General features: G+C 43.9%; 8 protein-coding genes and 1 pseudogene. 6 read left to right on the top strand and 3 right to left on the bottom strand.

The window, feature by feature from the left end; translation table 11 throughout:
• Positions 1 to 181: 181 nt before the first annotated feature.
• The 3 genes from HOP38_RS04550 to fabB form a co-directional block, all read right to left on the bottom strand.
• The gene (locus HOP38_RS04550) at positions 182 to 1,195 is read right to left on the bottom strand and encodes an aspartate-semialdehyde dehydrogenase (protein ID WP_088876921.1); all 1,014 of its coding nucleotides are present in this window, start codon (positions 1,193 to 1,195) and stop codon (positions 182 to 184) included.
• Positions 1,179 to 2,324, bottom strand: a complete 1,146-nt coding sequence (locus tag HOP38_RS04545; RefSeq protein WP_198557537.1) for a 4-phosphoerythronate dehydrogenase — start codon at positions 2,322 to 2,324, stop codon at positions 1,179 to 1,181. The genes HOP38_RS04550 and HOP38_RS04545 overlap by 17 nt, the downstream gene beginning before the upstream one ends.
• Before the next feature lie 232 nt (positions 2,325 to 2,556).
• Positions 2,557 to 3,768: a beta-ketoacyl-ACP synthase I gene (gene fabB, locus HOP38_RS04540; RefSeq protein ID WP_006071332.1), complete on the bottom strand. Its 1,212-nt coding sequence runs from the start codon at positions 3,766 to 3,768 to the stop codon at positions 2,557 to 2,559.
• A gap of 175 nt (positions 3,769 to 3,943) precedes the next feature.
• Between fabB and mnmC the strand changes: the two genes are divergently transcribed.
• The 6 genes and pseudogenes from mnmC to HOP38_RS04510 all read left to right on the top strand — a co-directional run.
• Positions 3,944 to 5,953 carry a bifunctional tRNA (5-methylaminomethyl-2-thiouridine)(34)-methyltransferase MnmC2/FAD-dependent 5-carboxymethylaminomethyl-2-thiouridine(34) oxidoreductase MnmC1 gene (mnmC, locus tag HOP38_RS04535; RefSeq protein ID WP_198557536.1) on the top strand — a complete coding sequence of 670 codons (2,010 nt, stop codon included), beginning with the start codon at positions 3,944 to 3,946 and terminating at the stop codon, positions 5,951 to 5,953.
• Between the two features lie 179 nt (positions 5,954 to 6,132).
• The gene (locus HOP38_RS04530) at positions 6,133 to 7,194 is read left to right on the top strand and encodes an ABC transporter substrate-binding protein (RefSeq protein ID WP_198557535.1); all 1,062 of its coding nucleotides are present in this window, start codon (positions 6,133 to 6,135) and stop codon (positions 7,192 to 7,194) included.
• 7 nt (positions 7,195 to 7,201) lie between these two features.
• A complete protein-coding gene (locus HOP38_RS04525; RefSeq protein ID WP_198557534.1) occupies positions 7,202 to 9,028 on the top strand; it encodes a GGDEF domain-containing protein in 1,827 nt (608 codons plus the stop codon).
• A 123-nt stretch (positions 9,029 to 9,151) separates the two neighbouring features.
• Positions 9,152 to 10,225 (top strand): DUF4056 domain-containing protein, encoded by a 1,074-nt coding sequence (locus HOP38_RS04520; RefSeq protein WP_198557533.1) that lies wholly within the window; start codon positions 9,152 to 9,154, stop codon positions 10,223 to 10,225.
• Between the two features lie 4 nt (positions 10,226 to 10,229).
• Positions 10,230 to 10,607: a diacylglycerol kinase gene (locus tag HOP38_RS04515; protein ID WP_006071338.1), complete on the top strand. Its 378-nt coding sequence runs from the start codon at positions 10,230 to 10,232 to the stop codon at positions 10,605 to 10,607.
• Positions 10,608 to 10,694: 87 nt separating this feature from the next.
• A pseudogene (locus HOP38_RS04510) lies at positions 10,695 to 10,952 on the top strand (hypothetical protein); the annotation flags it as partial.
• Positions 10,953 to 11,045 lie beyond the last annotated feature (93 nt).

The following is an 11,045-nucleotide window of genomic DNA, read 5'->3' as shown; positions in this document are numbered from 1 at the left end:
CTGCGATAAAAAATACAAATCTAATCTTGGTACTATATCGGATAATCACTGCAAAACTATAGCTCAGCCTTGAAAAAACATGATTCAAGCATGATATTCGTACCAATTTTGTCACACTATACAGAACAAAGGCCTCTAACAAGAGGCCTTTAATTATCAACTTAAATCGAACGTAACGCGTTTAGAAGTAATCACGAATTAACACTTCTGCAATTTGCACCGCATTCGTCGCTGCGCCTTTACGCACGTTGTCTGCCACTACCCATAGGTTGATACCACTGTGGTGACTGATGTCATTGCGAATACGACCAACCATAACGTGGTCTTTGCCACCCGCATCACGAACTTGAGTTGGCATATCTTCACCATGGAATACTTCAATACCGTCCGTTTGTTCTAACAGTTGCGTCACTTCTTCCGCTGAAATTGGTGCACGAGTTTCTAAGTGTACCGCCTCAGCATGTCCGTAGAATACTGGAACTCGAACACACGTTGGGTTCACCATGATGCTCGCATCATTGAAAATCTTCTGAGTTTCCCACACCATTTTCATTTCTTCTTTGGTGTAGCCGTTGTCCATAAACTGGTCAATCTGTGGAATACAGTTAAATGCGATTTGCTGGCTAAATGCTTTATTTTCAACTGGTTTGCCATTTAGTAGCATTGCCGTTTGACCCGCTAGCTCATCAATACCTGTTTTACCCGCGCCAGACACTGACTGATACGTCGTGACATTAATACGGTCAATGCCTACTGCGTCATGAATAGGCTTCAATGCAACCAACATTTGAATAGTTGAACAGTTTGGGTTAGCGATAATGTTACGGTTACGGAACTCAGCAATCGCTTCTGGATTAACTTCCGGAACAACCAAAGGAACATCATACTCATAGCGGAAGTTTGAGGAGTTATCGATAACAACTACACCTTCATCGGCCGCAATTGGTGCCCACTTAGCTGATTGCTCACCACCAGCAGAGAACAGTGCGATGTGAACCTGAGACCAGTCAAAGTTTTCTACATTCTCTACTCGAACGGTTTTGCCATTAATGCGATAAGTTTTACCTTCACTACGCTCGCTAGCCAGCAAGTAAATGTCACCCATTGGAAATTCGCGTTCTTGAAGCACTTCCACCATAGTTTCACCTACAGCGCCGGTTGCTCCAAATACAGCAATATTAAATTGTTGGCTCATTGGTTACCTCGATTTGAAATCCTAGTTCTGCTAAAGGTGCTAAATTGCATGAATCGCTACCCTTAACAAGGATGGCGCCATATTCACGCCTATCCCAATAATTTTTGCGCATTTTATCAAAGCCGCCTTCATTGTGAATTTCACGGCGGAAAATTGCGTCGTCTTTGCGTACATCATAGATGATTTGAGTCATGCTATGCAGTGTCGCTTCATCCCACTCTCTATCTAATGTAATTTGTGGAATGGGTGCAATAGGTAATAAAGCATCTGGGTTAGCACGTTCAGATAGCTGCAAAAATTCGCAATAGCTATTGAAGATCATAGTGGTACCGCGAGCTTTACCTTCTAAACCATAGCCTGCAATATGAGGGGTCGCGAACGTTAACAGAGGAAGCAGGTCGAAATCAACTACTGGTTCAAACTCAAACACATCAAGAACAGCAGTAAACCCATCATTCTTAAGTAGTCGCTGCTTTAGAGCAGCATTATCCACCACAGGACCTCGTGCTGCATTTATTAAGATTTGGTCAGATCTAAAATTGTTTAAACGCGCTTCATCGATTAAATGATGAGTCGGAAATTCACCATCTCGTGTGATTGGCGTGTGCATAGTGATGACATCAGATTGCTCCAACAGTACATCTAGATCGGTAAATTCACGGCTATCGCCTTGTTGCTGCTTAAGAGGGTCGTTGAGCAGAACCTTAATACCAATACCTTGTAAACATTTTTGGAGATAGCTTCCAACTTGACCACAACCAACAATGCCCACTGTTTTATCAAAAATAGAGAAGCCTTGTTGCTGAGCAATAACCATCAAGCTACTGATCACGTATTCCGCAACGCCAACCTTATTGCAACCTGGCGCAGCAGTGAAAAAGATACCACGCTGTTGCAACAATGCTTGATTAACATGATCCATGCCTGCTGTCGCTGTACCGACAAATTTCAATTTGTTCGCTTTTTCTAACAACGATTCATTCACTTTTGTGATCGAACGTATCATCAGCGCGTCAACGTCATTAAGGTCGTCAGCAGTTAGCTCACGTCCTGGTTTCGCTATCACTTCACCTAGCTGCTCGAACAATTCGACAGCATAAGGCATTGCTTCATCAACAATAATCTTCATTGTTTTGTCCAAAGGGTGTTGTCCTTACCTAGGCATGAATTGTGCAAGATCTTCACCACAGTGTCGAGAGAACTCTTTTCAAATTCCCTAGATAGAAAAATGCCCAGCCAATAATGGCTGGGCAATATCCAGAACAAAAGGATTTTAACCCGCTCTCCAGGGGTTAAAACTTGCGTCTGCGACCAATTTTCACTGGTCAGCTCTGGAAATCATAATAACTGATTATCCAGTCTTAGCCTTGATACTTTTTCAATACTAACGTTGCGTTAGTACCGCCAAAGCCAAAGCTGTTTGACATCACTGTATTCAGTTCTTGTTCACGAGTTTCAGTAACAATATCTAGGCCTTGGGCTGCTTCATCCAGTTCTTCAACGTTGATGCTTGGTGCAATAAAGCTGTGATGTAGCATTAGCGCAGAATAAATTGCTTCATGAACACCAGCTGCTCCTAATGCGTGACCTGTCATTGCTTTTGTCGCTGAGATTGCAGGGCTATTGCCGCCGAATACTTCTTGAATAGCGCCCAGTTCTTTTACGTCGCCAACAGGAGTTGATGTTCCGTGAGTGTTTACATAATCAATCACTTCTACATCTTGCATCGCCATCTTCATACAACGAACCGCACCTTCGCCAGATGGTGCTACCATGTCGTAGCCATCAGAAGTTGCACCGTAACCTACGATTTCACCGTAGATAGTCGCGCCACGAGCTAGAGCGTGCTCAAGTTCCTCGACAACAACCATACCGCCACCACCAGAGATAACAAAACCGTCACGGTTTGCATCGTAAGTGCGAGAGGCTTTTTCTGGTGTTTCGTTGTATTTAGTAGATAGTGCGCCCATAGCATCAAACATCATAGTTTGAGTCCAATCAAGCTCTTCACCACCACCAGCAAATACGATGTCCTGTTTACCAAGTTGAATCAGTTCCATCGCATGGCCAATACAGTGTGCCGACGTCGCACATGCAGAACTCATCGTGTAGTTCACACCACGGATTTTAAATGGAGTAGCCAAACATGCAGAAACAGTTGAAGACATAGTACGAGGTACCATGTAAGGACCAACACGCTTCACGCCTTTCTCGCGAATAGTGTCTACCGCAAGTGTTTGGTTTAGTGCTGAAGCACCACCAGAACCAGCAACAATACCCGTACGGTCATTTGACACTTGGTCTTCTGTTAGACCCGCATCAGCAATGGCTTGTTCCATAGATAGATAAGCGTATGCCGCAGCATCACCCATAAAGCGCATTTTTTTACGATCAATGTGCTCAGCAGGGTTGATTTTCAGGTCGCCCCACACTTGAGAACGAAGGCCCATCTCTTTGAACTGCTCAGAGGCGTTAATACCAGAACGGCCTGCTTTTAGAGACGCTAAAACTTCTTCTACGTTGTTACCGATGCTCGAAACAATACCCATACCGGTAATTACGACTCGTTTCATGTGACTTTCCTATAAATTCAAAAACTGCTAAATGATAACGAAGATACAGGATATAAGTGGTCAGCTTTCCCATAAATTCGTACAATCCGCACCAATAAATGCTATCGATGCCCTAATAACTGTAGTTGTGATAACTTTCTAGTAACGGGTATAACACAAGTTAAGTGTCAATATTATGACTTCCATCACTCACGCTCAACTCGACTGGAATGAGTCGGGTACTCCAGTTTCAGACCAATTTGACGATGTTTACTTCTCTAATGTCAATGGGTTAGAAGAAACACGTTACGTTTTTTTGAAACAAAATCGCCTTCCGGAGCGTTGGCAGGATTTCGAACAACGACGTTTTGTCATTGCTGAAACCGGATTTGGTACCGGCCTCAATTTCCTCGCAGTATGGCAATGGTTCGAACAGTTCCGAATGAGCAACCCGGATTCGACACTTCAAGAACTGCATTTTATTAGCTTTGAGAAATACCCTCTCTCAAAAACCGATCTAGAAAAAGCGCATCAAGCATGGCCGGAGTTAGCGCCTTATGCCGAACAGTTGCAAGCACATTACCCTATGGCTGTACCGGAATGTCATCGCATTGTCTTAGCGGATGGCGCGATAACGCTGGATCTCTGGTTTGGCGATATAAAAGACTGCATGCCGCTAGTACCCACACCAAACGAAGGTATAGTAGATTGTTGGTTCTTAGATGGTTTTGCGCCAAGTAAGAACCCAGAGATGTGGAATCAAGAGCTGTTTAACGGCATGGTTAAGCTCGGTAAACTAGATTGTACTTGTGCAACGTTCACGGCAGCAGGTTTTGTTCGAAGAGGTTTAATCGAAGCTGGTTTCGATATGCGTAAAGCCAAAGGTTTTGGCACAAAGCGTGACATGATTGTCGGTCAAATCGCTCAGAAAATGCCATTCACAAACTATCACTCACTGTATTATCGACCAAATCTAAATACACCAGAACAAGTAGCCATCATTGGTGGCGGTATTGCCAGTGCTTGCCTAACAAAAGCGTTAGCAAATCGAGGAATTCACAGTCAACTATTTTGCAAAGACAGTGAACCTGCTCAAGGTGCATCCGGAAACAAACAAGGTGCGGTTTACCCACTTCTTAACGGCGAACACAAAGGCGTATCGAGAGTGTTTGCTCCAGCATTTATTTATGCCCGCCAGTTTGCGGAGCAAGCAGCAACCACAATCCCTTACGACCACGACTGGTGCGGTGTCACGCAACTGATGTGGGACGAAAAATCTGCTACTAAACTCGAACGTATGTTGTCAGGAGGCTTTCCGACAGCGCTTATCCATAAGTTGGATGCAGAACAAACCTCAGAGACCATCGGCCTCCCTTCGCCGCATGCGAGCATTCACTACCCTCTCGGAGGTTGGTTATGTCCATTCCAGCTCACTCAAGGTCTAATCCAAAGTAGTGTAAACGATGGAAAAAGTAGTGCTTACTTTAATTTAGAAGTAGCTGAGCTAAAACAAGCGCAGGATGGAAAGTGGCAAGTCATCCTCGTTGACGGCACTATCCATCAAACTCACTTCGACACAGTTATCGTTGCTAATGGCCATAAATTCAGTGCTATAAAACAAACAGAGAAACTGCATCTTACGGCGGTAAAAGGACAAGTCAGCCATATTCAGACGACAGATAAGCTCAAATCGCTAAAGTCGGTGCTATGTTATGACGGTTACATGACGCCAAACAATCCACAAACAGGCACCCATTGCATCGGCGCAAGCTACGATCGAAAACACATCGATAACCAATTTGATCAACAAGCTCAGTTCGAAAATGCAGAAAAACTCAGACACTGTATTCGAGACGTCGAATGGGTAAATGAGGTAGACACCTCAGATAACCAGTCACGACAGGGGATTCGCACCGTAAGTCGAGATCACTTACCCTTCGTTGGTCAAGTGTGTGATTTTGATAAGCTGGATGCCTCTTATTCCGAGGACGACAACACGTTAAGTGAACTTCCGAATTATGGCGGCTTATATTGTATGCTCGGTTTAGGCTCTAGAGGACTGAGTTCTGCGCCACTTTTGGCTGAGCTATTAGCCTCTGAGATTTGCGGTGATCCTCTTCCGCTACCCGTGGATGTTTTATCACAACTGCATCCCGCAAGGGCTTGGGCAAAACGAATCATAAAATCAAAACCTTTATCCCTATAAGCAAACCCACATCAGCCACGCCCTACCTCGTGGCTGATGTCTTTCATTTCTGCTATCTCAAAACCAAAAAAGCGTTCAAGAAATGAGAAACTCGAATAATCTGCAACAAATTCAAACCAATCCATTCGACTTAACGTGATCTAAATCCCATAATTTTCTCTAACACAGGGAGTGTTAGTATGATTTGGAGATCCATTTGGTTGATATGCTGCTTGCTTATCATTCATAGTCCGTTCGCGTTGAGTGCGAACCAGAACATGACGACAAGAGTTCTATTCGTTAACCCAGGCTTCGCCGATGAGAGCTTCTGGGGAGACGTTGACGGCTACGCTCAAGCAGCGGCATCCTCGCTTGGCTTAACCTTAGAGATACTTCACGGCAACAGAGACCACATTCTGACACAACAGTTGCTTGCAGAACGGATGCAAGTTTTACCCAAGCCCGACTATGTCGTTCTCGTTAACGAAAAAAGCAACGGCCTTGCATTATTGAACATGCTATCTGAATCAAATTGCTTTGTTTCCTTCGTACTTAACGACCTCTCCCCTTCAAACAAACAAACGCTGCGAACCGATCCAATATGGAATACGCGACTTATGCCTGGCGTATTTCCCAATAACTTTAATATCGGATATCTCACTGCCAAAGAACTGTATCAAAAAGGAAAGGATAAACAAGGCGCCTTCTTAATCCTGTCAGGAGATAAAAACACTCCAGCCTCAAACAATCGCGAAGCAGGTGCTATGGCGTTTGTGATGCAGCAAGAACACACTACGGTTGCGCAGCGAGTTTACGGAGACTGGCGAGAGGATCTGGCTTATGAACAAACCAAAGTCCTGCTTAAACGCCATTCAAAAGTCCGTTACATCTGGACCGCCAACGATCACATGGCATTTGGTGCTCAAAAAGCAATTAGCGAAGCGGGACGCAGTATCGGCAACGACATCTTTATTAGCACGATCAACACCTCACAGTCGGTATTATCGGAACTGAAAGACGGACACATTACTTCTTTGGGAGGTGGACACTTCACAGCAGTCGGCTTGCAAATGGTTAAGATTCATCATCACCAGAAAGACCAGCGTTGGCCACAAAGAACCAAATTCAATCTATTTCAAATCATTCGTTACCCCTCTGAGCTTTTCTCTACGCTTGAGGACAAAGCATGGAGCAACATAGACTTCGAAAATATCGACATTTTTGCCAACCCAATCGACCCTTTTGTTGTCAAAAGTGAGTGAACGATAGATGCAGCGCTTCAATGCTATGTCCATCCGCAACAAAATTATCACTATTTTGATTATCGTCACTGGTACGTTGACACTCTTCAACATCGCTATTCAAGCCTACATTGATTATCGACAAGAAATACACAAAGTGAACAAACATGCTCGAGCGCATGTACATTCGCTCACCTATCCCATTGCAGAATCATTGTGGGATCTAGACCTCTCTCAACTTCAGCAACTTATGCTGAGCATCAGTGAAGATGATTACATTCGTAATATTCGATTAACTGGTGTCGATGGCACCTATTTAGACGCCAATTTATCACCAAACATCAAAACCAGTCCCTCGATATTGGAACTGCGATATAACGGCCGCTACCTAGGCAACATCTCCTACATGATTGACGACAGCATTATCCAAGAAGAGGTGATATCTAAGCTTGCATTGGGGTTGCTACTTAATATTATCGAAGCTGTTATTATTCTTGTCGTTATTCTCTTTATTGTTCGTAAGCTGATCACGACGCCACTCTTAGAACTCTATCGTCTTTCGAAAGATATTAGTCCAAGAACTTCAAGCAAAGTTAAACTGCCCCACAGCTTAACTGAGCGTAAAGATGAGTTAACTTACGTTGCTCACGCCTTGCAAAACCTAAACAACACTTCTCGAAATGCGATTGCGGCACAGAAAAAAACTGAACGCCAGCTATTGCAGCATCAGAGTCAACTTAAACATTCTATTGAACAGCAAACGGAAGCGTACAAAACGCAAAGTAAGTTACATCGCATTTTGGCAGATATGTCATTAAACATTCTCACATGTAACGAAGATAATGTTACCGAAGTGATGTATAGCGCGTTTGAACCGATAGGACGAGTTTTAGAAATTGATCGTATCAGCATACTCTCAATCCAAGAACAGATGGCCACGTTTAGCTATTCATGGCGGGCTGATGGTTCAAAAAATCCTTTAGGTGAAGGTTTTAATATCGAAGCCATGACATTACTGCAAAGGCGTTTACTGTCTCTCGACCCCATCATTATTGATGACATCGAATCGATTAAAGACAGTGCACAAACTGAATACGCACTACTCAGAGCCCAGAATGTCAGCTCTATTGCTCTATTTCCTCTTATTGATGGTCAGTCTGTCTTCGGCATATTGAGTGCGTCTAACTTGCATCATCACCAGCAATGGACAGAAACACAGAAAACCATTTTAAGTCGATTATCAACCACCGTTAGTGAACTGCATATTCGCTTGAAAAATCATAACGAGATGACTGCCTTACAAGATGAGCTCATCGAAACAAATCGCAGGTTACATATCGCTGCCGAAACAGATGAACTAACTGGCCTACCCAACCGCCGTCCCTTTATGTCTGAGCTCGCCCACAACACCGAAAGCCTCTTTGTTAGTACCATTACGACTATGATGATAGATGTCGACCACTTTAAGCAATACAACGACACCTATGGTCATGTCCAAGGAGACTTTGCCCTTCGTTATGTGGCGCAAGCACTCAAGCAGGTGTTGTCGCCCTGTGGTCATATGGTGGCAAGAATTGGGGGAGAAGAGTTTTGTGCACTTCTCGTCAATACCTCACAAGAAGAGAGTGTCGTGCTGGCACAGCAAATGCGACAAGAAGTAGAGAAACTCAACATCACGCATTCCGGTAATGACCCTTATGACATTGTGACCATTTCCATTGGTGTCGCGTTTCAGCACTTAGGTGACCATCCAATTACTCCACAAAACATGCTTGAAAATGCGGATGAAGCCCTCTACGCCGCCAAAAAGCGAGGCAGAAACCACGTAGAAATCGCTGCTGGCACGAAATGGTAAACCTCATCAATTCATTGATTTATTATCGTCACCATAAATTCTTGCATTTTTTTGACAAAGCAAGGCTGTGTAAACTGCACACTTTGCCGTTTTTTTGTTCCACATACTGATTTTTGGTTGATTATGAGAAGAATATTATTACTACTTAGTTTAGCTTTTACGTTTGTTCAGCCTAGTTTTGCGGACGTAAACACTGTACCAGTAGGGATAAGACCATGCTGCGCCTTTGGAACAGGCCTAAAAGCAGAGCTAGGAAGCGTTCCCGTCCCTTTCTACTCCATTAAAAACGTACTTAATGTCGAAGACGTTGATGCTCATGTGTTTAATGATGGTTCTTCGAGTGTCATAGGCAGTCTTATCGGCACGTCAGACGAAGTTAACGGTCTGATATTCTCAAATAAAGGTGGCTTCATCGATACCGCGCATGTGAGAGATACAGCAGACTTCACCTTATACCTATATCACAGCATCAAAAATCGCGACAGTGACGAATTTGAATTGGCTCTGACGCCAGAACTTCGTGCTCGAAGAATCGTGTTCAATAATTTAGACCAGCTTGACTCAGCTAACAACGAAGAGGCAAAGCTCGCAGGTTTATTGGCGTTTCGCCTTGCACAGTGGCATGAAATTGCTCAATGGTATGGGTTAGTGTCTGTCGGCGGGTTTAAAGAGTATCCTTCCGCCTTCTCTCCAGAAGATTTGTACTCAAATATGCTAGGTGCGCTAATCGCGATGGAGATCATTAAGATCAACCCTGACATCACTCAAGATGCCTTTGTCGTGTTATTTCCACAATACTTCAGAAAACACCTAAAGATGTTAGATGCCCAAGACGAAGACACCACCATCGCACAGCTTAAAAAGCTGGATGGTATCTGGTGGGATAGTAGCAAACGCTTACCAAATAAATGGGTAGTTAAGACTCGCGATTACCACTACAGCCTAGATTTGGTCCCAAATGGAGTCACTAAAGGTACACCACTTTCCTTGTCATCATTGAACGAGCTTGAACAGTTTGGTCAATTACAGCTCGTTGCTGCTGACAAGATCGCTTCGTTTGATATACTGCCGTCCGCATTAAATGAGAAAGAGATCTGGACTCATGAAGAGTTCCAAATGATCGCCAATATTTCTAAATCGGTCGATGATCAAGATGCGAACAATCGCAACGATGCCCTAATAATGAAGTTGAATTAACACTATGAGTGAAATACAAAAAAACACCGGAATTAAACGTATTATCTATGCCGCCCGATATTCTTGGTCGGGGCTAATAGCAGCATGGAAGAACGAGGCGGCCTTTCGTCAAGAAGTGGTCGCACTGATTGCCGCTGTTATTATTGCTTTGCTCATCGATGTTTCTCTTTTTCAGAAAGTGGCTCTGGTCGGTAGTGTTGTATTTGTCATGATAGTCGAACTGATGAACTCAGCGGTTGAAGCCGTTGTTGATCGAATCGGTTTAGAACGTCATGAGCTTTCAGGCCGCGCAAAAGACCTCGGCTCTGCCGCTGTGTTTCTGGCAATTGGTTTAGCACTTATGATCTGGTCATCCATATTTTGGTCGCATTTCATCGGCTAATTCCGCCACAGCCGTCTAACTTCTAATTTCAACTCAAGGCTTGAACCTAACCTAGGTTCGAGCCTTTGTTTTATCTAGTCCTCATGTTTTGAGCCGCCTTTTGGCACCTCTGATATTGAATTGATCTTCAACGAACTCTTTGCAAATAAAGAGTTATTTACCGTTCCTCAAGCACTTTCGAAACGCTCTGACTATGCAGGGTTAGTCGATTGGGGACTAGCCTTTGGTGGACTCTTCACCGGTGCAGAAAAACGAAATCTGCGTATTGGTGAAAAGCTAAAAGCCGCCGACAGTGTGTCTGATCACTACCATTTCCACGGAGATTTTGACCAAGACAGGCAATAAGCCAACTTAGGCTTAATAAATAAGGGTTTCATCAGTTTTCTGATAGAGTCCTTATCGCGTCAAAATCGGTCATTCTCTTCAGGCGCAAGATCC

The organism is Vibrio mediterranei (assembly GCF_013364395.1).
In the GTDB taxonomy this organism is placed as follows: domain Bacteria; phylum Pseudomonadota; class Gammaproteobacteria; order Enterobacterales; family Vibrionaceae; genus Vibrio; species Vibrio mediterranei.
This window is presented reverse-complemented; position numbering and strand designations above follow the sequence as displayed.